Below are 22,939 nucleotides of genomic sequence, written 5' to 3'. Positions count from 1 at the left end.
TCGACCTATCCGTAAATTAGCATCTTAAGTGTGGCAGGGATTTAATCCTTATGTAGGGATTTCAATCGGGAACAAGCATCTCCGTAGAGATGAAAGTTATTCCCTGCTGATATACTTATCTTCTTGGGTATCAACTTTGATGCGTTCTCCTTGAGAAATAAACAAAGGAACCATCACAATTGCACCAGTTTCTAAAGTTGCGGGTTTTGAGCCACCGGTGGCAGTGTCACCTTTTAAACCTGGGTCTGTTTGGATAATTTCCAGAACCACAGATTTAGGCAATTCTACTCCTAGAACCTGTTCGCCCCATTTAATAACTTCAGCTTCCATACCTTCCTTCAGGTATTTGACGCGATCGCCAATTTGTGCGCGGGTCAATCTACCTTCTTCATAGGTTTCCATATCCATAAAGACGAACTCATCGCCCTCTTTATAGGTATGCTGCATCGTGCTTTTTTCTAGAGTAGCTTGGGGCAGAGTTTCCCCAGCTCGGAACGTTTTTTCCATCACGCTCCCACTCTGGACATTTTTTAACTTAGTTCGGACAAAAGCAGAACCTTTACCTGGCTTGACGTGTAGGAATTCAAGCACTCGCCATACAGACCCATCCAATACAATTGAAACACCGGGTCGAAAGTCGTTACTGGAGATCATGAAACTTTCAAATTTTGGAAGACAATCGGCATTTATTGTACCCTTCTAGAGTCGTCATTGGGCATTTGTCATTAGTTAGTTGTCATTTGTTCCCCTGCCCTAGACCTCTGATCCACTCAGCCCTTAACGTGGGAAGATTATTTATGGGTTACGTCCAGTCAACAAATTAATGCTGCATTTGAGTTATCCCATGCTTAACTTATTAAAATCCTGGCTGAAGAACAGCCTAATGGCAATACTGCTGGTAACAATATTTTTAGGCATAACTACAGCTGGGTGGACTCCCTCCAGTAGCGCCGCATTGCCATCTGGCAACGCAATTACCGATGGCAAGGCTTTGTTGCGGTATGCACTCCCAATAGATAACAAACCTGTACGGCAACTACAAGCCAGTTTAGAAGACATCTCAGCCCAACTGCGGGCAAATCGGCGGTGGGGTGCTATTTCCAAAGACATCAGCAAAGCATCGCGTATTCTCGATAAACCCTCCCAAATCTTAACAAGTGTTCCCGCAGAACGCCAACCCCAAGCTGAAGCTTGGATTACCGAGTTGAAATCTGGGGTGGATAAATTGCAAGAATTGGCGAACACCAAAGATAAAGAACAAATTCTGCAAGATAGAGGCAAACTTCTGAATCTCGTGACTCAGCTAGAAGAGTCAATGGTGAAAGAATTCCCCTTTGAAGTACCTGCCCAGTTCAGCAACCTGCCACAACTTAAAGGTCATGCCACTGTAAAAATCAAAACCAACAAAGGCGATTTGTCCCTTGTCGTAGACGGTTATAGCGCCCCTGTCACTGCTGGTAATTTTGTTGATTTGGTACAGAAGGGTTTTTACAATGGCTTGGAATTTACCCGTTCTGAAGAATCTTACTTTCTGCAAACTGGAGATCCCGCCGGGAAAGATGTGGGTTACATTGATCCCAAGACGGGCGAATATCGGGCTATTCCCTTAGAAGTCTTGGTTGAGGGTGATAAAGCACCCACTTATGGCATTACGCTAGAAGAAGCTGGTCGCTACATTGATATGCCAGTTCTACCTTTTTCTGCCTTTGGTGCAGTGGTAATGGCTCGTCCCGAAAGTGAAGTAAATGGTGGTTCTTCGCAATTCTTCTTCTTTTTGTTTGACCCAGAACTCACCCCCGCCGGACGCAACTTATTGGATGGTCGTTATGCGGTTTTTGGCTATCTCACCGAAGGCAGGGAAGTTTTGGATAAACTGAAAGCGGGTGACAAAATTGAATCGGCAAAAGTCGTCCAGGGAATAGAAAATCTGGTTGAGCCGCAAGCTGCATAAGAAGAGAGCAGGGAGCAGGGAGAAAATAATTCCTAACTCTTGTACAGACGCGATGAATCGCGTCTCTCCTAACTCCCCTAATTTAGATTTCCGGCAGCAAACACTCGATCAACTGCGTTCACGAAGTGTGCCGCAGGTATCGCCATTTCTGGAAAAGTCCGTGATACAATCTCCTGAGTAGCGGTAAAAACTGTTTCTTCGTAAAATCCATCTTCTAGTAGTAACACCGAAACTTTTGCTTTCAGTGGATCTACAATCCAATATTCAAGAACCTCTAAAGCCGCATATTCAGAACGCTTATGACGATAGTCCCGTTTCACCGACTCTGGACTAACCACCTCGACAATTAGTAACGGCGGTGACTGAAATACTGCTGAGGTATTCAACAATTCTCTGGCTTGCTCCACTGTCACTACACACGAATCGTTTGTGCGATTCGTTGATTAGTAAAATCACGGTATTCAGTCCGTAAATAACTAATCCAGCCCGACAGCAGATTACTGTCACCAAAAGGCTGAACTCTCGGTCAGATGCAAGTGCAAGTCTTGCCATTCAGACTCAGAATTGACTCCTTACCTGCCCACACCGAACAAGCTCGATTCTTGTAGAGTGAAGCTGGGAACAGGGCGCAATCAGACAACCGTTGCGGGTTGACACTGGCGCTAACAGGGAGTTCCTATGATGAAACAGAGCCTAGAAAAGCGACTTATCGTGGGGCAAGGGCGCAACGCAAAATCCCTGACCTAACTGGAGCTTATTCCCGCCGAATTATGAACGAGATAACGGCAAGAGTCCAGGGAATCCAGTAGTCGAATTGGCTGCATCTAACGGAACAACGCCACATGCTACAACGGGGGGAACCCCCCTTCGGGTTCGGCAGTTCCTCATGGGGGAAACCCCCAAGACCGGACTGCCTCACCGCAACGCAGTGGCTCATCAATCTCTCCGAGGGAACGAATAAAAACTAACTGTGGGTTTTGAGACAGTCGAATCTCAGGTAGACCAGACGAGCGGAGGAATCCCCACAGTTAGGGTAGGACAGTCCGTAATTGGACTGAGGTGTTCAGAATACACAAACTCTAGAAGAGAAAATGATTAGACACAGTTATAAAACTAGTGAATCTTGGAAAGCCCTACCTTGGAAGAAATTCCGCCGTAACCTTTTCCGCCTTCAAAAGCGCGTGTACAAAGCGGTTCAAGTTGGAGACAAGCGGAAAGCTAGGTCACTCCAAAAGCTTATTCTAAAATCAACCTCGGCTCGATTTCTTGCAATAAGACAAGTATCTCAGCTAAATGCTGGTAAAAAGACGGCTGGTATTGATGGGAAGAAATCTCTTACTTTTAGCGAACGCTTCTATCTAGAAGAATGGTTAAGAGCTAAGAGCGGAGATTGGAAGCACCAAGGTTTACGATAAATCCCCATTCCTAAGAAGGATGGGACTACCAGAATGCTTAAAATACCGACCATAGCGGATAGAGCCTGGCAATGCCTTGCAAAATATGCACTTGAACCAGCTTGCGCGTTGCCACCTTCCACGCACGGAGTTACGGGTTCAGAACTGGGCGCTCTGCCCATGATGCACAAACGTACATCTTTAACAACCTTCGCTCCAAAGCCAATGGAATAGAAAAACGAGTTATCGAACTCGACATCGAAAAATGCTTCGATAGGATTAACCACTCAGCAATAATGGACGAACTCATCGCCCCCAAAGGCTTAAAACTCGGTATCTTCCGATGCCTCAAGGCAGGAACTAACCCAGAATTCCCCGAACAGGGAACCCCACAAGGGGGAGTGGTCAGCCCATTACTAGCAAATATTGCACTCAACTGGATTGAGAGTATACACAGATACCACGCACAGCAAAGTTACAGAATCACTGATAAAACCTCAACCAAGGATATCAGAGAAACATCAGTCCGATATGCGGATGATATGGTTATTATACTCCGACCCGAAGATGACGCGACAGAGATACTTGAAAGAATCAGCGAGTTTCTCCGCAAACGCGGAATGAATGTAAGCCAAAAGAAAACCAAAGTTACCGCCGCGACAGATGGGTTTGATTTCCTCGGCTGGCACTTCAAAGTCCAGAAAAACGGAAAGTTTAGAAGTATTCCTTCAATGGACAACTTCAAAACTTTTCGCAAGAAAGTAAAAAACATCGTCAACAACTCGAATTATGGTGCTACCACAAAGGCTGAGAAATTAGCCCCGGTAGTTAGAGGGTGGAGAAATTACCATAAGTTCTGCAAAATGGACGGGTCTAGAAACTCGTTATACCACATCCAAAAAAGAGCTTATACGGTATTTAACAAGGAAGCCAAGAAAAATCGCTACTCTAGCAAGGAATTACTAGACAAAGCATTCCCAGCAGTTTCCTACTCCGAAAATAAACACGTCATGGTCAAAGGAATTAAATCCCCCTATGACGGAGATACTGCCTACTGGAACGAACGTAAAAGTAAGCTCTACGATGGCGAAACCTCTATTGCTCTTAAGAAGCAAAACCATAGATGTGCTTCCTGCGGCTTAAAGTTCATCGATGAAGAACGGGTTCACCTGCATCACATCGATGGAAATCACGACAACTGGAAGAAAAATAATCTAGAAGCAATTCACGAGAGTTGCCACGATTACAAGCACATGAGCAAAAGCGCAAGCTAAGAACATCGGGAGCCGTGTACACGGAAACGGGTACGCACGGATCTAAATGAGAGGTGCAGGGAATAATATCCCCCATCGACTCAACCAACCGAGATTTATTTCTCCCCGTTCTCACGCCACTTTCTCGAAAGCACAGCCAAGTTGAGCTACAACGTTTGATTTCTGCTTTCAAGGCAGTATCCAGAAAATCGACAATCAGGAAATGTTCAATAGTAGGTGGATTCATTAACTCTAGCTTCCCATCCACCAGTTCATAATGAAAATCGCTACCATCATCATAGGTTAAGTACTCCTCAAATGTGATGCTGGTTACTGGTGTTGTTACCATTCCAACTGACTCCTAGACGATACACTTATCTTAAACAGTAAAGTAAATCATCAGTTTTCTTCGTAATTTTGCAACACGGAAAACCGATTGTGAACAATGAGTTATCTTCTCAACAAGTCAAAGATATTGGCGAACAAGGTCTTTTAGAAAGATTACAGCGTTTCTGTCCACCAGAAATTATCGGCGATGATGCAGCAGTCCTTGAAACTGCACCAGAGCAATTTTTGGTGGTGACTACAGATGTACTAGTTGACGGCGTGCATTTTAGCAACCTCACTACTTCTCCAGAAGATGCTGGTTGGCGGGCTGCTGCTGCCAATTTATCTGATTTAGCCGCAATGGGTGCTTCCCCATTGGGAATTACCGTCGGGTTGGGACTCCCTGGTGAAGTTAGGGTGAGTTGGGTTGAGCGATTGTACCAGGGGATGACAGAATGCCTGCAAAAATACAATACCTCAATTGTTGGGGGTGATGTGGTGCGATCGCCTGTGACGACTTTGGCAATTACCGCTTTTGGTCAAGTTAACCCTAATCAAATTATCCGCCGTTCTGCTGCTGTAGTCGGAGATGCGATCATTGTTACAGGTGTTCATGGAGCCTCAAGAGCTGGCTTAGAACTCCTCTTACACCCTGAATTAGGACAAGACCTCAAAGATGCAGAACGCATGGCTCTAATCCGCGCCCACCAACGCCCACAGCCACGATTAGATGTCTTACCAATCCTCCAGAAAATCTTAGCATCTCCATGCCCAATGCCCATCGCTGGTATAGATAGCAGCGATGGTTTGGCCGATGCGATTATTCAAATTTGCCGCGCCAGTGGCGTTGGCGCTGTCCTAGAACGCGGACAAATTCCCATACCAGAAGCTTTTGACCATTGGCTGACACCAGACCAAGCGCTAGCTTATGCTCTATACGGTGGTGAAGACTTTGAATTAGTGCTTTGCTTGTCACAAGAGCCAGCATTAGCCTTAGTAGAACATCTTGGTAAAGATGCTGCGATCGTAGGCAACATTACACCCGGATCAACAGTACGATTGCAGGATGAACAAAAAAAATTCCCTGACCAAATTCTGAGTCTCAGCCAGGGATTTCAACATTTTAATCAATAGTCCTTTTTCATTTTTCTAATGACCAATGACCAATGACTAATTATTGCCACTTCTCGGCTACCAATTCTGCCAAATCCAAAACTCGTTGGCTGTAACCCCACTCGTTGTCATACCACGCCATAACTTTTACCAAGTCATTACCCAACACAAAAGTCAAGTTCGCATCAACAATCGAAGAAGCATCACAACCTTGATAATCGGAAGATACTAGTTCTAGTTCGCTATAGTCCAAAATGCCTTTAAGTGGGCCCTCAGCAGCATCTTTGAGAGCTTGGTTAACTTCTTCAGTAATAGTACGCTTTTCAACCTGAACTACGAAATCTACCATTGAGACGTTCGGGGTCGGTACGCGCAAAGCAACGCCATTAAGCTTGCCTTTAAGCTCTGGGATAACCAGCGCTACTGCTTTTGCTGCACCAGTGGAGGTGGGTACAATGTTTATCGCTGCTGCTCTAGCCCGTCGCAAATCCCGGTGAGAAGCGTCTAGCAAACGCTGGTCGCCAGTATAGCTGTGGGTGGTGGTCATCGTACCTTTAATGATGCCGAACTTATCGTTCAACACCTTGGCAATAGGTGCCAAGCAGTTGGTAGTACAGCTAGCGTTACTGATAATGTTGTGTATATTGTGGTCATAATCATGATGATTCACACCAATCACAAAAGTGCCATCCTCGTTTTTACCAGGAGCGGTAATCAGAACTTTCTTAGCTCCAGCATTCACATGCTTCAGCGCTCCTTCTTTGCTAGTAAACACGCCTGTTGCTTCGATAATTAGGTCAATTCCCCAATCTCTCCAGGGCAACTTTTCTGGGTTGCGATCGGATACGCACTTAATGGTCTTACCGTTCACGATGATAGAGTTATCATCGGCACTAATCTCAGCACCTTTGATCTTGCCTAGCATCGAGTCATACTTTAGCAGGTGAGCATTGGTTCTAGGGTCTGACGTGTCATTAATAGCGACAAGATCGATTTGGCTATTCTCTCTACCCACCCAGCAACGTGCAAAGTTACGTCCAATCCGCCCGAAACCGTTGATTGCAACTCTAATCACAGTGTCTTGCCCTCTGTATTTATGCTTATATGTTGATATCGTTGACCCCAATCATATCGCAAAGGGGGTAAGCACTTATAACGATAAAGTGTTAGATCAATAAAAAAACACATAATTTATTCAGATTTGTTCGAGTAGAAATTGTTGTTAGTGATATATGATCTGACGGTTTCCGGGACTAAATAACGAATTGACTGGCGTTCGCGGCACAATTTGCGAATTAGACTTGACGAAACTCCTACTAAAGGTATATTTAAGAGTTGCCAGTGAATGGTATGAGACTGCTCCTTCAGTTGTTGCTCCACTTGCTTGCAGATTAATTTGCTTTGAGTTATAGTCTCACCACCTAGCAGTCGGGGTGCGATTAACCAATCACACATTTGTGCTAGTTCGTGTCCACGGTACCAACGAGGTAAGGTTTGGAAAGTATCCAAGCCCACAATCCAGTACCAGTGAGTATTTGGGTAGCAAGCAGATAAGTCAATCAGGGTGTTAATGGCATAAGAAGTCCCAGAGCGATTTGCCTCCACTAGTGAGACATTAAATGCTGGGTTATCTTTTATGGCTAATTGCAGCATTTTGACGCGATGCTCAAACAAAGCTGCTTCTTTGTGAGGCGGATTTAGGGATGGCACCCAAATTACCTTTTCAAGGGATACTTCTTGCATTGCTGTCTCGGCTACGATCAGGTGTCCCCAGTGAATTGGATCAAATGTGCCACCAAAAATTGCGATTTGCTGCATCCAGTTATGCCTGGGTTTTATGCAATTGAAAAATAGTTTCATTGCCAATGTACTATTGTAGTCAATTCATGCCTATACTTGATGCAATTTAAAATCAGTTTCACTAAACAATGTATTATGTAGCCAATTCCAGTAAGGTAGACAAAAATATGTATTTGACATTACAAGAATTTCTTTCCCGATGTACCCAAAATTTTCAGAATAGTCTTAACAACAGTTCAGAAATAGTAAAAACCTCCAACCAAGGTAAAATCATTCTGAACACGCAAAAGCAGAGCGGAAAGAACATCTGGGCATTAAAGATAAACACTATATAGGAGTAGTTACGGTAAAAATCAAATTCCTGTTATGATACGCGTGTCATTTGTGATTATGGTGTGGTGTGGTGTAAAAGGAGCAAGAAATGACTAATTCTGTAGATTTTAGTGGTAGACCATTTCATTTTATTGGCATCGGCGGCATAGGTATGTCTGCTCTGGCATACGTTCTTGCCAAGCGTCAATTTCCAGTATCAGGTTCCGATCTTCGTCCAAATCACATTACGCACAAATTGGAATCTATCGGCGCTCATATTTTTGGTAGACAAGAGGCAAGCAATCTCGAATTCTTTCGCCCTCAAGTATTAGCGAATGCAGTAGGATTAAATTCACAACAACAATTATCTGCTGATACTAAGTCAAAACTACCTCAAGTCATTTGTTCAACAGCAATTAACACGAATAATTTAGAATATAAAGCAGCGCTAGAATTAGGTTGTCCAGTTTTACATCGTTCAGATGTACTAGCCGCCTTAATTGCCGATTACTACAGTATTGCAGTAGCAGGAACACACGGCAAAACGACAACCAGTAGCATGATTGGTTATATGCTTCTAGAAGCAGGTCTAGACCCAACAATTTTAGTAGGTGGCGAAGTCAATGCTTGGGAAGGCAATGCTCGATTGGGACAAAGCCAATATTTGGTAGCTGAAGCAGATGAATCTGATGGTTCTTTGGTAAAACACGCTCCAGAAATTGGCATCATCACCAATATTGAACTCGATCATCCTGACCATTACGACACATTAGAAGAAGTCATTGACACCTTCCAGACATTTGCTAAGGGTTGCAAAACTTTAATCGGTAGTATTGACTGTGCGACAGTGCGCGATCGCTTACAACCCACAATCAGTTACAGCTTACACTCAGATACCGACGCTGACTACACCGTCACTAATATTGATTATCGGGCTGATGGCACCACCGCTCTAGTTTGGGAAAAAGGCAAAGCTTTAGGCGTGTTAAAGTTGCGGCTGCTCAGTCGGCACAATCTCAGCAATGCCTTAGCAGCAGTTGCTGTTGGTCGCGTCTTGGGCTTAGAATTTGGAGCGATCGCTAAAGGTATTGCCACCTTTGAAGGAGCAAGACGACGCTTTGAACTCCGGGGTGAAGTTGATGGTATTACCTTCATTGATGACTATGCTCATCATCCTAGCGAGATTCGCGTTACTCTCGCCGCCGCTCGTTTACAAGCAAGACCAGGGCAAAGAGTGGTTGCGATCTTCCAGCCCCATCGCTATAGCCGGACACTGACCTTTTTAAAAGAATTTTCCGAGTCCTTTACCCATGCTGATTTGGTTGTGCTGACTGATATTTACAGTGCAGGCGAACCCAATTTAGGGCAAATTACTGGTGAAGATTTAGCGGCAGAAATTGCTAAACACCATTCGCAGGTAGTTTATCAACCAACTTTACCCTCAGTATATGAGTACTTGTTAAAAACATTACGCCCAGGAGACTTGGCGCTGTTTTTAGGGGCTGGGAACTTGAATCAGGTAATTCCTGAAATAATTACCGCACTTTGCGAACCGGCTAAAGCCACATCTTAAGTGGAGACTTTGCAAAGACTTCATTTCTGAGCAAAGCGCCCGTCTAGCAACGGTTCCATTTAGGAATTCTATTACCGTATCTTTGCGGTAAATTCATGTAAAAATTTTACCCATATAAAGTAAAAATGACCATTTCCCAGGCAGCTGGAAACGTCTGCACAGTTTCTGCTTTGAATACAAAGAAACATCAAACAACTAATTCGGTGGATAGTGAAGTAATTTACTTACCAAATACTGATTGTGCGATCAAGCCCCAGGCTTGCTTGTCAGCCTTTACTTCCTATAGGGTTGGAGGAGCAGCTGATTTATATGTCGCCCCCCGAAACTTAGAAGCACTGCAAGCCAGTCTGAAATATGCAAAAGAACGCGATCTAAAGGTGACAACACTGGGAGCCGGTTCTAACCTCCTGGTAAGCGATCGCGGTATATCAGGCTTAGTCATTGCGACTCGTCATCTCCGGTTCAGCAACTTCGACCCCCAAACCGGTCAATTAACCGTTGCTGCTGGAGAATCAATTCCTAGTTTGGCATGGGCGGCAGCAGAGTTAGGATGGCAGGGATTGGAGTGGGCTGTTGGCATCCCTGGAACAGCCGGAGGTGCTGTGGTGATGAACGCAGGGGCACATAATAGCTGTATCGCAGATATGTTAGTAAGTGCCGAGGTACTTTCACCCGATGGAACCCTGGAGACTCTTACCCCAGAACAGTTAGGTTATAGCTACCGGACTTCATTATTACAAGGTGGCGAGTCTCCTTCTCCTGGCGGAGACGCTGCGCGAACGGAGAGGCGTCGCCAACGCATAGTCACCCAAGCCACCTTACAACTCGCGCCAGGTGCAGACCCAGCAAAAGTTGTAGCAATCACCAAAGAACACAAAAAACATCGCCTAAGCACCCAACCATACAACTTCCCCAGTTGTGGAAGTGTGTTCCGCAATCCCAAACCTTACAGTGCTGGCTGGTTAATTGAACAAACTGGACTCAAAGGCTACCAGATTGGTGGAGCGCAAGTAGCACTACTCCATGCTAATTTTATCGTTAACCGGGGTGGGGCAAAAGCTAGTGATATCTTCTGTCTCATTCGCCACATTCAACATCAAGTACAAGAACGTTGGTCTATTAATTTAGAGCCAGAAGTCAAAATGCTCGGAGAGTTTCAAGGTGCTTGTGGATAGGGAATGGGGAGTGGGGAGGATGAGGGAGATGAGGGAGACAATAAGAATAACCCAATGCCCAATGCCCAATGCCCAATGCCCAATTCCTGATGCATTAATTATTGGTAAAAAAAGAGGCAAATTGCTTACCGCATCTATAATTGAATTTGATTTGTTATTCAACGCATAAGCGTACAAATAATTATGACAGGAAAAGGACAGGGATTCGGCTTTGGCTTAGGAAAAATGAAGGAACTTGCCGAAGCTTTTAAGAAAGCACAGCAAGTTCAAGAAGGTGCAAAGCGACTCCAAGAAGAATTGGAGCAAATGGAGATTCTAGGAGAATCTGGCGGTGGTCTGGTAAAGGTTATTGTCAGTGGAAACCAAGAACCCAAGCGGGTAGAAATTTCTCCAGATGCTCTAGGGGAAGGTGCAGAAGTACTTTCCGATCTTGTGACAGTAGCAATGAAAGAAGCCTACAACAAGTCCACAGCAACAATGCGGGAACGTATGGAAGAATTAACCAGTGGGTTGGAATTACCTGGATTTTAGTCATTGGTCATTAGTCTTTGGTCATTGGTCAAAGGACAAATGACTATTGACAAAGGACAAAAAATATCTATGCCTTACAAGTTGCTATTTGTCTGCTTAGGTAATATCTGCCGATCGCCATCGGCAGAAAACATCATGAATCATCTAATTGAGCAGGCTGGCTTGAGCGATGCTATCATCTGTGATTCTGCTGGTACATCTAGTTATCACGTTGGTAGCCCACCTGACAGACGCATGAGTGCTGCGGCTGCTACAAAGTTGGGAATTAAACTGCGTGGTCAAGCACGCCAGTTTCAAAAGTCAGACTTTCAAGACTTTGATTTAATTTTGGCGATGGATCGAGAAAATTATGATAATATCATCGCTCTTGATCAAACCAAGCAATATCAGCATAAAGTGCGTTTGATGTGCGAGTTTTGCTCTCGATACACCTTAAAGGAAGTTCCAGATCCTTATTACGGTGGTCAAGACGGATTTAATCAGGTTATTGATTTACTAATTGATGCTTGTGAAGGTCTGCTGACAAAAGTGAGGAGTGAGGAGAGACGCGATTAATCGCGTCTGTACAAGCGTTAGGAGTAGAGACGCGATTCATCGCATCTGTTTTAATTCCTCACTCCTCACTTTTAACTCCTCACTTTTTCATTCGACTAAACCATGCTTCATAGCAAAACGCACTAATTCGGCTCGGTTGCTGGTTGAGGTTTTTCTTAATAAACTGCTAACGTACTTTTCCACTGTGCGAGGACTTAGGTGTAACTGATGACCCATATCGGCATTAGACAAACCATGAGTCAATAACTCTAAGACTTCTTGTTCTCTATGAGTTAGGGATGAGTGCAGATGAGGTTTCTGAATTTGAGTAGACAGAGAATTATGGGCATCCGCCGCTTTTGTCGAGGCGGAAATGCCCAAATTCTCTTTATGAGAAAAGCGATACTCTGATTGAATAATTTGCGATCGCTCCAAAAGATTGCGGATTGCTGCTGCTAATTCTTCCAGTTCAAAAGGCTTTGGTAAATATAAATCGCACCCTGACTGGTAGCCCAGAATTCTTTCTTGGGTCTTAGTTCGGGCTGTTAATAAAATTACAGGCAATAATCGAAACATTGATTGTTGACGCACCCGACGCACCAGTTCGTAGCCATTCATCTGTGGCATGATTATATCCGTAACAATCAAATCAGGATTATACTCATCCACCATAAACAAAGCCTCTTGACCGTCATTAGCCGTGATCACACAGTAGCCAGACAGTTCAAGATAGTCGCTAACAGACAGACGAGTGCCCAAATCATCATCCACTACAAGGATCGTCAAGGGCATGGACAATACACCCCTAGCATTTTTTTACTCAGAAATTTGCTTCTACGCGCTTCATCTGTGAACACTGGTAATAATAGTGTTCTTATGTTTCATCCTATGACAGGATTACCAGTTAATAACTGACTTTAGGGTTGATTTATAAAGAAAATCTTAAATCTTTCGGAAGGTTAACGGAGTGTTACTGCCTTTGACTCATTCTGATTAGGAGGCATAGAGAGCTTTTTAATTTGTAATAACTCATTAATCAGGCAGAGTAGATTCTTATTATAGTATAAATTATTATTAATCTTATCAGTAATTTACCAAAATATAAGTTAAGTCGCCATGATTGAAATAATTTTCTAGAGAGGGCTGAAGCCTTCTCTAAGAGTAGCGTCTCATAGCAAGATACCCACAAAGGTACACTACAAACCTTTAATTATCTACGCCGATTTACTTACCAACTCTTTGTGAGACTTGAGGCAAAATCCTCCAAGTTCTCGATAAACCTCAGATTTCATCCATATCTGGTAACTTAAAGTTACCAGAAAACTCTTAATTATGAACTTAGAAAAGCTAAATTAGTAATATACGGTTCAATATTTATAGCGGTTATAATGAATACCCTATAATTCGCAAGACAATCCAAATAATTTTTTAGGTACATTTAAAGCGCACAAAATTATCAATGAGCGACAAGAACGAAGGTTACAAAGTTATTGCTGACAACCGTCAAGCCCGTTATTTGTATGAAATTCTGGAAACTTACGAAGCCGGAATTGAGTTGACAGGAACCGAGGTGAAGTCAATTCGTGCAGGTAAAGTCAATCTCCAAGATGGCTATGCTTTACTTCGCAATGGCGAAGCATGGCTGATCAATATTCATATCTCGCCTTATAACGCTAGTGGACAATATTTTAATCATGAACCACGGCGGACACGCAAGCTGTTGTTGCATCGTCAAGAACTCCGCAAGCTAATTGGCAAAGTAGAACAGCAAGGGTTAACTTTAATTCCTTTGAAAATGTATCTCAAACGCGGCTGGGTAAAAGTGAGTATAGCCCTTGGCAAAGGTAAAAAGCTCCACGATAAGCGAGAAGACCTGAAACGACGGGAAGATCAGCGCGATATTCAACGGGCAATGAAAAGTTATTAACCTTGTTCTCGTGTCACATCAGGAAAAACTCTTGCTGTGACATCTGCTGCATGAGTGTCCCTGTACATAAACACTACATTGTACAGGTATTATTGGTAACATGAGATATTCTGGGAATTTTCAACGCCTCTGTGGTTTTTTGAGGAAGAATAAAACCGTAGAGGCGCTGAGGGCAGTGTAACTAATATCAAGCGTGTAGAAAAACTTGGACTATTTTTTGATACTATTTAAGACCGGACTCTTGAAATATTGATTGACGTATGAGCAAAGGTACCCTGTTTGATAAAGTTTGGGACTTACACACCGTTGGTACACTTCCCTCCGGGCTGACGCAACTATTTATTGGGCTTCACTTAGTTCATGAAGTCACCAGTCCCCAGGCTTTTGCTATGTTACGCGAGAGGGGACTTAAAGTACTATTTCCAGAGCGTACCGTTGCTACAGTCGATCATATTGTGCCAACTGAAAATCAGGCGCGTCCCTTTGCTGATGGTTTGGCAGAGGAAATGATTCAAGCGCTTGAGCAAAATTGTCGAGAAAATAACATTACCTTTTATAATATTGGTTCTGGTAGTCAGGGTATCGTTCATGTGATTGCTCCAGAACTTGGCCTGACTCAACCAGGAATGACGATCGCTTGTGGAGATAGCCACACTTCGAGTCATGGGGCATTTGGTGCGATCGCATTTGGTATTGGTACTAGTCAAGTTAGGGATGTTCTCGCTGCTCAAACTCTTGCCCTCTCCAAACTGAAAGTAAAAAAAATTGAAGTTAACGGCAGTCTGAACCCAGGAGTTTATGCCAAAGATGTCATCCTGCATATCATCCGCACACTCGGCGTAAAAGGCGGTGTGGGCTATGGTTACGAATTTGCAGGTACGACATTTGAGCAAATGAACATGGAAGAGAGGATGACTGTCTGCAATATGGCGATCGAAGGCGGTGCTAGATGCGGTTATATTAATCCCGATCGAGTCACCTACGATTACCTCAAGGGTAGAGATTTTGCACCCATTGGTGCAGATTGGGATAAAGCAGTAGCTTGGTGGGATTCCATCAAGAGCGATGCTGATGCCCAATATGATGATGTAGTCGTATTTGACGCTGCGGAAATTTCTCCTACTGTTACTTGGGGGATTACTCCCGGTCAAGGTATCGGTGTCAACCAGTCAGTGCCACAGCCGGAAGAACTACTAGAAGAAGACCGATTTATTGCCGAAGAAGCTTACCGTTACATGGATTTGTATCCTGGTCAACCTATCAAAGGCACTAAAATAGATGTCTGCTTTATTGGTAGTTGCACCAACGGCAGAATTAGTGATTTACGGGAAGCTGCAAAAATCGCCAAAGGTCGCCATGTTGCAGAGGGAATCAAAGCTTTCGTTGTCCCCGGTTCTGAAAGAGTGAAGCAAGAGGCAGAAGCTGAAGGACTAGATAAAATCTTCCAAGAAGCCGGATTTGAATGGCGTGAACCCGGATGTTCCATGTGCTTGGCGATGAACCCTGATAAACTACAAGGAAGACAAATCAGTGCCTCTTCTTCTAACCGCAACTTTAAAGGAAGACAGGGTTCATCCTCCGGTCGGACATTGTTAATGAGTCCGGCGATGGTCGCTACTGCTGCCATTAAAGGCGAAGTCTCTGATGTGCGCGAGTTGTTGTAATTTTGAGCATGGGGCATTGGGCATTGGGCATTGGTTATGAATTTGAATTATTCTCCTTTGCCTCTCTACCCCAGTCCCCAGTCCCCAATCCCCAGTCCCCAATCCCTTTGTCAAGTTTATGGTGAGTGAAGTTAAAACAGTTTCAGGGCGCGGCATACCCTTAGTAGGCAATGATATAGATACCGATCGCATCATTCCCGCGCGATATTTGAAAGCCGTTACCTTTGATGGCTTAGGTGAAGGCGTGTTTATTGATGACCGGACAGCACTCAAAGGCGAACATCCCTTTGACCAACCCCAGTACCAAGGGGCGAATATTTTAATAGTCAATAGAAATTTTGGCTGTGGTTCATCAAGGGAACACGCACCCCAAGCGATCGCAAAATGGGGAATCCAAGCTTTAATCGGTGAAAGCTTCGCGGAAATCTTTTTCGGTAACTGTGTGGCAATGGGAATACCTTGTGTGACAGCCGATGCTGTTACTGTTAAACAACTGCAAGAGTTAGTGACTGCCAATCCCCAAGCAGGTGTGAAAGTGAATCTAGAAACCTTGCAAGTACAAATTGGTGATTACACCGCCCCAGTTGCGATCGGTGAAGGTACTAGAAGCACATTCATTTCTGGAACTTGGGACGCTTGCGGTCAGTTAGTAGCAAATGCTGACCAAGTTAGGGCAACAGCTGCAAAATTACCTTATGTGGGTTGGGGCAATTTAGCCGCGAGTTAATATAAGTAAGCCGGTGAGAATAACTCAAACTATATTAACTAAATCCCATACAGAGCGAGAAGGTGAAGTGCGTTTCATCAGCCTCGCAGAACTATCAGCTGGAAGCTTGCTTGCAGAAGTGGATCTTCATCGGACTGTAGCAAGTCTAAAGCTAAGGCAAGACAAAAAAGCATCAATGGGCCAATTTCTCACTCCCACCTCAGTAGCACAATTGATGGCTGGAATGTTTAATAGGCTGGATGTGCCTGAAATATCCTTGCTTGATGCTGGTGCAGGAATCGGTTCATTACTAGCCGCTTTTGTCGCAAAATTATGCCAGCAGCCACAATACACATCTAGTTTGCGCGTTGTAGCTTATGAAATTGACCCTTTTCTAATTAGATATTTGCATCAAACTCTAGAACTATGTAACAAGGAATGTCAACGTACGGGTATTTCCTTTAATTACGAAATTCGTGAGACTGATTTTATCGAAGATGCAGTCAGGTTGCTTCGGGTTGGTTTATTGAATAGTGCAAACGCAACAGAATTTACCCATGCTATTCTCAATCCGCCTTATTTAAAAATAAATGCTAATTCTAAGGTGCGCGAATTACTGCGTTCCATCGGTTTGGAAACTAGCAATCTTTATACTGGTTTTATGGCTGCTACAGCCCAACTTTTAAAACCAAGTGGGGAGTTTGTAGCAATTACCCCGCGCAGTTTTTGTAATGGGCCATATTTCCGTGACTTCCGCAAGATGTTTTTAGAGATGATGGCCTTACAGCAAGTACATCTTTTTGAGTCGCGGCAAGAAGCATTTAGTGACGATGATATTTTGCAGGAAACTATCATCATCCAAGCTACGAAACAAAGGCAAAAATCTAGCAATGTCATCATCAATGCCAGCTGTGGTGCTAATGATGACTTAATAATGTCACACTCTGTACCATATACAGCCTTAGTTAAACCTGATGATCTAGAGCAGTTTATTCATATTATTCCAGATAAAATTAGTCAGCAAATCGTTCAGCGAATGGAACTTTTCAGTTGTACGTTGAAAGATTTAGGGCTAACAGTTTCAACAGGACGGGTAGTAGATTTCCGTGCAAAAGAGTACTTAAGGACAAATCTAGAGAACAATACCGTCCCTTTAATTTATCCGGTGAATTTAGCGAATGGATATGTAGAACACCCAAAAATCACCAAAAAGACTCAAGCGATAGTGCATATAGAAGAAACAGCGAATCTTCTAATACCAAATGAACATTATGTTTTATGCAAAAGATTTTCATCGAAAGAAGAGAAAAGGCGTGTTGTTGCAGTGGTTTATGATGCCAACAAATTTAATTATGCTTATGTAGGCTTTGAAAATCACTTAAATTACTTTCATAAAGATGGGCGGGGACTTAGCCTTACCTTGGCTCGTGGACTCGCTGTTTATCTAAATTCAACCCTAGTCGATGCTTTTTTTAGGTTGTTTAATGGGCATACTCAGGTAAATGCAACAGATTTGCGAAAATTAAAGTACCCTAATTTGGAACAGCTATTGTCATTAGGGACAGAGATTAAAGAGCAGTTTCCTTCGTTACAGGAAATTGATAAACTTATAGAAAATCAGCTGCTTAGTATGTCGAATCTGTCAGAAAATAATCCAATTGAAACTAAGTCTAGAATTGATGACGCATTGCAAATTCTGACACAATTAGGCTTTCCACGAACACAACTTAACGAACGGTCAGCTTTAACTCTCCTGGCGTTGCTTGACTTAAAACCGACAGACTCTTGGCAATTAGCAACTTCCCCTTTGATGGGAATTACGCCGATGATAAATTTTATGGCTCAACATTATGGCAAAACCTATAAGCCCAATACACGGGAAACAGTTCGCCGCCAGACAGTTCATCAATTTCTGGATGCAGGATTGATAGTTGCTAATCCAGATGATTTAAGCCGCCCTATCAATAGTCCAAAAACTGTATATCAGGTTGAGAAAAGCGCCCTCGATCTATTACGAACCTACGATACTGATGAATGGACTAAGAGCATTCATACTTATCTATCTTCAGTTGAAACTTTGAAAAAGAAGTATGCTCAAGAACGGGAGATTTCCCGTATTCCCATAGTAATTAACGGAGAAATTAAAACTTTATCGCCAGGTGGTCAAAATATTCTAATTGAAAAAATTATTAATGATTTTGCTTCTCGTTTTACTCCAGGTGGGAAGCTGATCTATGTTGGCGATACAGATGAAAAGTTCGTCCATTTCGATGAAGCAGGATTGGCAGATTTGGGTGTTAATATTGATTCTCACGGGAAAATGCCAGATGCGATCATTCACTTCACGACAAATAACTGGTTGGTGCTGATTGAAGCTGTAACGTCGCATGGCCCAATTAATCCTAAACGGAAGAAGGAACTTGAAGTTTTATTCAGAAGTGCCGAAATACCTCTGGTGATGGTAACAACATTTCTCAGTCGCAAGGCGATGGTGGCATATCTGGCAGAGATTGCTTGGGAAACAGATGTTTGGGTTGCTGAAGATTCAACTCATTTGATTCATTTCAATGGTGAATCTCTATTGCAGGCTTACCAAATACAAAAGAAGCAAACTTCCTGAATATAAAGCAGAGTTCAGTCTGTGTACTTATTAGAGCTTTGTGTAAAAACGAACTACCTCAGATGTACAGAGGATACACAAAGGTTTAATACGGGACAATTTTTTTTGTAACTAACTTATGCAAAGCTGTAAGAGAAAATGCCTTGTTAAACACGATCTATGAACATCCGTAAAATCTCTACTACTCCCTTTAGCGACCAAAAGCCTGGTACTTCTGGGCTGCGGAAAGCAGTTAAGGCTTTTCAGCAGCCGCACTACCTAGAAAATTTTACCCAATCCATCTTCGATTCTGTGGGGGAATTACAGGGGCAAACCCTAGTCTTGGGTGGTGATGGTCGTTATTATAATCGCCAAGCCATTCAAATCATTTTGAAAATGGCTGCGGCTAATGGCATTGGGCTGATTAAAGTTGGACAGAGGGGGATTTTGTCTACTCCTGCGACTTCCGCTATTATTCGCAAATACCAGGCCATTGGCGGCATTATCTTGTCTGCTAGTCATAATCCGGGCGGGCCAAATGGTGACTTTGGTGTGAAATATAACATTAGTAACGGTGGCCCAGCACCAGAAAAGGTGACAGAGGCTATCTACGATCGCAGTAAAGTGATTGATAGCTACCAAATTCTGGAAGCATCAGATGTAGATTTAGAAACCTTGGGTGAGTCACATTTGGGAGAGACGGTAGTTGAGGTGATTGACTCCGTACAAGATTATCAAGAGTTAATGGAGTCCCTGTTTGATTTCGATCGCATTCAGCAACTGTTGACTTCTGGAAATTTTCGGATTAGCATCGATGCCTTACATGCGGTAGCTGGCCCTTATGCCCATGCCATTTTCGAGCAACGTTTGGGCGCACCAGTGGGAACTGTGCGTAATGGTACACCCCTAGAAGACTTTGGGGGCGGACATCCCGATCCAAATTTGGTTTATGCCCATGAGTTGGTAGATATTTTGTATGGGGATAATGCGCCAGATTTTGGGGCAGCTTTTGATGGAGATGGCGATCGCAATATGATCTTAGGGCGGAAGTTCTTTGTTACTCCTAGCGATAGCCTCGCAGTGTTAGCCGCAAACGCCAAGCTAGTCCCTGGTTATAGTTCCGGTTTAGCTGGGGTGGCGCGATCGATGCCCACTAGTCAAGCAGTAGATCGAGTTGCTGCTCACATTGGAATTGAATCTTATGAAACGCCCACTGGTTGGAAGTTTTTCGGCAACCTTTTAGACGCGGGTAAAGCGACTCTCTGCGGTGAAGAAAGTTTTGGTACTAGTTCTAACCATATCCGCGAAAAAGATGGACTTTGGGCGGTTCTATTCTGGCTGAATATCCTAGCAGAGCGGCAACAATCTGTTGAGCAAATTGTCCGGGAACACTGGCAGACTTATGGACGCAATTATTACTCGCGCCATGACTATGAAGGGATTGAGATCGAGCCAGCAAACACCTTAATCGCAAGATTGGATTCTTTATTGCCAACCCTCAAAGGCAAGCAATTCGGTAACTATCAAGTTGAATATAGTGATGACTTTAGTTACACCGATCCTGTTGATGGCAGCGTTAGCCAGAAACAGGGTATTCGTATTGGCTTTACCGATGGTTCTCGCATTGTGGTGCGACTTTCTGGAACGGGGACTCAAGGTGCAACCCTAAGAGTTTACATAGAAAGCTATGAGGCAGATTCGGCTAAACATAACCTCGATCCACAGGAAGCACTTGCTTCTTTGATCACTCTTGTTGAGGAGATCGCCCAAATCCGCGAACTTACAGGGCGGGAACAACCAACTGTGATTACTTAGTAATAGGTTAGGGGTTATAGCTTTTCCTGATCAAAAGATGCAGATTGTAGCCCAATACAGTTCAGTTAAAGTTAGTTTTTTTACTAACCACAGAGGCGCAGAGAACACAGAGAGAAGAAATAAATGCTTTAACATGAACTGTATCGCATCATAGCCCCCTCCTCGCTTGCGGGGAGGGGGTTGGGGGTGGGGTTCTTGTATCTCACCAGACCGGGAAACGCTATATATCTTGCTTGTATACTTCTAATAGTTTGGGAATGTAATCATAGCCATCTACACCGATAACTGCAATGATTTTAGGGCGATGTTGCTGTAGAAACTTTTGGAAAGCTTCTACACCGATTTGTCCTTGCAAAATTGTTAGTAAACCTGCTGCTTGCCGCCATTCATTAGAAGCAATTTGCTCCAAAAGATACATTCCCAAGCAGCCTGTGTAAACGGTTTTTTCAGTATTTTGGAGATGGTAATAAGCTTCTGCTAAATAAGCTAAGTTCCGCCCTTGGAGATACCAATCACCGGAAACTTGGGCTGTTTTGAAGCCATCTTCAAGATACTTAATTGCAGTTTGGTGTTCTCCAATTACTAGATAAGCAATTCCTAAACTGCTAACACATAAGGCTTTGCTTTGAATATCGCCTAATTTTTCTGATAATTTTAAACCTTGTTCTAAATAGTTAATTGCAGCTTGGTATGTTTCTGGTTCTAGGTTTTCTAGTTCTTGAGCTTGCATGACTTCGCTGTAACCTAAGTTTACCAGCGCGTTTGCTTCGCCTGTTCTATCCCCTGCTTGCCGACTCAATATTAATGCCCGTTGGCTGTAGTTAATTGCCTCAGCATAATTTTGCAGTTGCACATAAGTACGGCTGAGGTGGTTAAGATTGGCAATTTCACAGGGGCGATCGCCTGCATTCCTGGCTATCTCTAATGCCTGCTGATGAAAATCAATTGAGCGCTGGTATTGTCCTAAAGCACGCTGCGAATAACCTAAAAGGGTCAGAATTCGCGCCTTTTCTTGGGTTTTCTCGCCTCGTCGTAAGGGTTCATCCAAATAATCCAGGGCATCTCGCAAATAAGTACCAGTGAAAGAGGCAAAAATCCCGCCGTAAAAAGGAAAATATGGACGCTGGGCAAAGGTTCGCAAAATCTGGAGCATGATTTGAGAACAGGCATCGGCGTATACTGTCCCAATGCTGCCAAAACCACTTGCTAATTGACTCCAAATCACTGCAAAGGTCAAAAAAGTGGAAATGGACAACTTTGGCCCCGCCTTAATATCGTAGGCTTGTTGGTCAAACCAATTAATTAGTCCTCGTTGCAAGAACTGTAAGATCAATGCCATTTCCACCCAATCTCTGAGGGTGATTCCTCGTTGTCGTTGGGCAAACTCAATTGCCGATCCTTCCATCGCTAAGGTGCGAAGCAGTGCTTTGGGTAACTCGCTATTGAGTTGTTTAGCCCAACTTGCCCAAGGGCCACGTTCTCCGGGTACGCCGCCAAATCCTAAAGCTTCTTTTTGCTCGTACATCCAACTGAGCAAGTTATCTTGCAATCGCTGCCAAGAAGCTAAACCACGGGTAATCCCTTCAGAAAACTGTTCTAAATCAGCATCTGCCTGGGCAAATTGCTGTAATGCTTTTGATAATTGCTGTAGCTGTTGCAAATTTAGCGGATACTTCTGATTGGGGTCAGTAATCCGTAAAAATGTCGCTAGACGCTCGTCAGCCGGGGCTGTGGTAATTTCTGTAACCCCAGAAGCGATCGCTTCTGTGGCTTTATTTTGCTCTTGCCAGCGTTGCCATTGACTTTGAATAGTCTTAATGGCTCTCAAACTGCGAGTTGCTTTGGCTTTCTTTAGTTCGTCGTTTTCACTATCTACTTGGCTTTGGAGGGCATTCAGGCGATCGCTCAAAACTAACTCAAAGACTTCCCCTGTACCGGAAGTAATTCCTTTAAGCAGCATTTGATACACCATCTCAACAGAGCTAATTTTGCCCTTGAGGGTGGCTTCAACAATTTCATCGATTAAGGCAAGATAGCGATCGCGCAATGGCAGAGAATCTGACACTTTAGCTATTAAGAAACGTCACGTCAATTCTAATTCTAGTCGCCGTCAACGAGTATTTGAACCGGATGAATCCACCTTTTATTTCCGTCAACGAGTATTTGAACCGGATGAATCCACCTTTTATCTCCGTCAACGAGTATTTGAACTGGATGAATCCACCTTTTATCTCCGTCAACGAGTATTTGAACTGGATGAATCCA

The 22,939-nt window shown here is 43.6% G+C and carries 16 protein-coding genes and 3 pseudogenes; 12 read left to right on the top strand and 7 right to left on the bottom strand.

All coding sequences use genetic code 11. From position 1 onward, the window contains the following. Positions 1–96: 96 nt before the first annotated feature. Entirely contained in the window at positions 97–654 is a 558-nt protein-coding gene (gene efp, locus V7K38_RS28980; RefSeq protein WP_334863177.1) for an elongation factor P, read from the bottom strand. A 190-nt stretch (positions 655–844) separates the two neighbouring features. On the opposite strand from efp, the gene V7K38_RS28975 reads away from it, so the two are divergent. Then, positions 845–1,951, top strand: a complete 1,107-nt coding sequence (locus V7K38_RS28975; protein ID WP_334863174.1) for a peptidylprolyl isomerase — start codon at positions 845–847, stop codon at positions 1,949–1,951. Between the two features lie 77 nt (positions 1,952–2,028). On the opposite strand, the pseudogene V7K38_RS28970 reads toward V7K38_RS28975, so the two are convergent. After that, a pseudogene (locus tag V7K38_RS28970) lies at positions 2,029–2,388 on the bottom strand (Uma2 family endonuclease); the annotation flags it as partial. Between the two features lie 654 nt (positions 2,389–3,042). Between V7K38_RS28970 and V7K38_RS28965 the strand changes: the two are divergent. Continuing rightward, positions 3,043–4,619 (top strand): annotated as a pseudogene (locus V7K38_RS28965) (group II intron reverse transcriptase/maturase). Between the two features lie 79 nt (positions 4,620–4,698). Here V7K38_RS28965 and V7K38_RS28960 read toward each other — a convergent pair. After that, positions 4,699–4,947 (bottom strand): annotated as a pseudogene (locus V7K38_RS28960) (Uma2 family endonuclease); the annotation flags it as partial. Positions 4,948–5,036: 89 nt separating this feature from the next. Between V7K38_RS28960 and thiL the strand changes: the two are divergent. Further along, on the top strand, positions 5,037–6,059 hold the full coding sequence (gene thiL / locus V7K38_RS28955) for a thiamine-phosphate kinase (RefSeq protein WP_334863172.1): 1,023 nt from the start codon (positions 5,037–5,039) through the stop codon (positions 6,057–6,059). Between the two features lie 40 nt (positions 6,060–6,099). Here the strand turns inward: thiL and V7K38_RS28950 are convergent, their stop codons facing one another. Next, complete coding sequence (locus V7K38_RS28950; protein WP_094332188.1) at positions 6,100–7,113, bottom strand: type I glyceraldehyde-3-phosphate dehydrogenase; 1,014 nt, start codon at positions 7,111–7,113, stop codon at positions 6,100–6,102. Positions 7,114–7,229: 116 nt separating this feature from the next. Next, positions 7,230–7,856, bottom strand: a complete 627-nt coding sequence (nadD, locus tag V7K38_RS28945) for a nicotinate (nicotinamide) nucleotide adenylyltransferase (protein ID WP_334863170.1) — start codon at positions 7,854–7,856, stop codon at positions 7,230–7,232. A 403-nt stretch (positions 7,857–8,259) separates the two neighbouring features. Here nadD and murC point away from each other — a divergent pair, with 403 nt between their 5' ends. From murC to V7K38_RS28925, 4 genes are all read left to right on the top strand, one after another. Beyond that, positions 8,260–9,723, top strand: a complete 1,464-nt coding sequence (murC, locus tag V7K38_RS28940) for a UDP-N-acetylmuramate--L-alanine ligase (protein WP_334863168.1) — start codon at positions 8,260–8,262, stop codon at positions 9,721–9,723. 125 nt (positions 9,724–9,848) lie between these two features. Continuing rightward, a complete protein-coding gene (gene murB, locus V7K38_RS28935) occupies positions 9,849–10,898 on the top strand; it encodes a UDP-N-acetylmuramate dehydrogenase (RefSeq protein WP_334863166.1) in 1,050 nt (349 codons plus the stop codon). Between the two features lie 183 nt (positions 10,899–11,081). Next, positions 11,082–11,429 (top strand): YbaB/EbfC family nucleoid-associated protein, encoded by a 348-nt coding sequence (locus tag V7K38_RS28930; protein WP_069070420.1) that lies wholly within the window; start codon positions 11,082–11,084, stop codon positions 11,427–11,429. Positions 11,430–11,498: 69 nt separating this feature from the next. Beyond that, the gene (locus tag V7K38_RS28925; RefSeq protein WP_334863211.1) at positions 11,499–11,984 is read left to right on the top strand and encodes a low molecular weight protein-tyrosine-phosphatase; all 486 of its coding nucleotides are present in this window, start codon (positions 11,499–11,501) and stop codon (positions 11,982–11,984) included. Positions 11,985–12,071: 87 nt separating this feature from the next. On the opposite strand, the gene V7K38_RS28920 is transcribed toward V7K38_RS28925, so the two are convergent. Then, positions 12,072–12,755, bottom strand: a complete 684-nt coding sequence (locus tag V7K38_RS28920) for a response regulator transcription factor (protein WP_334863164.1) — start codon at positions 12,753–12,755, stop codon at positions 12,072–12,074. Positions 12,756–13,422: 667 nt separating this feature from the next. Between V7K38_RS28920 and smpB the strand changes: the two genes are divergently transcribed. From smpB to V7K38_RS28895, 5 genes are all read left to right on the top strand, one after another. After that, positions 13,423–13,890 (top strand): SsrA-binding protein SmpB, encoded by a 468-nt coding sequence (gene smpB / locus V7K38_RS28915; RefSeq protein ID WP_094332194.1) that lies wholly within the window; start codon positions 13,423–13,425, stop codon positions 13,888–13,890. A gap of 260 nt (positions 13,891–14,150) precedes the next feature. Then, positions 14,151–15,554: a 3-isopropylmalate dehydratase large subunit gene (gene leuC / locus V7K38_RS28910; protein WP_334863161.1), complete on the top strand. Its 1,404-nt coding sequence runs from the start codon at positions 14,151–14,153 to the stop codon at positions 15,552–15,554. A 118-nt stretch (positions 15,555–15,672) separates the two neighbouring features. Then, positions 15,673–16,281 carry a 3-isopropylmalate dehydratase small subunit gene (leuD, locus tag V7K38_RS28905; protein WP_334863158.1) on the top strand — a complete coding sequence of 203 codons (609 nt, stop codon included), beginning with the start codon at positions 15,673–15,675 and terminating at the stop codon, positions 16,279–16,281. A gap of 13 nt (positions 16,282–16,294) precedes the next feature. Beyond that, on the top strand, positions 16,295–18,880 hold the full coding sequence (locus tag V7K38_RS28900) for a BsuBI/PstI family type II restriction endonuclease (RefSeq protein WP_334863154.1): 2,586 nt from the start codon (positions 16,295–16,297) through the stop codon (positions 18,878–18,880). Positions 18,881–19,039: 159 nt separating this feature from the next. Further along, the gene (locus V7K38_RS28895; protein WP_334863151.1) at positions 19,040–20,674 is read left to right on the top strand and encodes an alpha-D-glucose phosphate-specific phosphoglucomutase; all 1,635 of its coding nucleotides are present in this window, start codon (positions 19,040–19,042) and stop codon (positions 20,672–20,674) included. 220 nt (positions 20,675–20,894) lie between these two features. Here the strand turns inward: V7K38_RS28895 and V7K38_RS28890 are convergent, their stop codons facing one another. Continuing rightward, entirely contained in the window at positions 20,895–22,739 is a 1,845-nt protein-coding gene (locus V7K38_RS28890; protein WP_334863148.1) for a tetratricopeptide repeat protein, read from the bottom strand. Between the last annotated feature and the right edge of the window lie 200 nt (positions 22,740–22,939).

It is taken from the genome of Nostoc sp. (assembly GCF_036917465.1).
GTDB lineage: Bacteria > Cyanobacteriota > Cyanobacteriia > Cyanobacteriales > Nostocaceae > Nostoc.
This window is presented reverse-complemented; position numbering and strand designations above follow the sequence as displayed.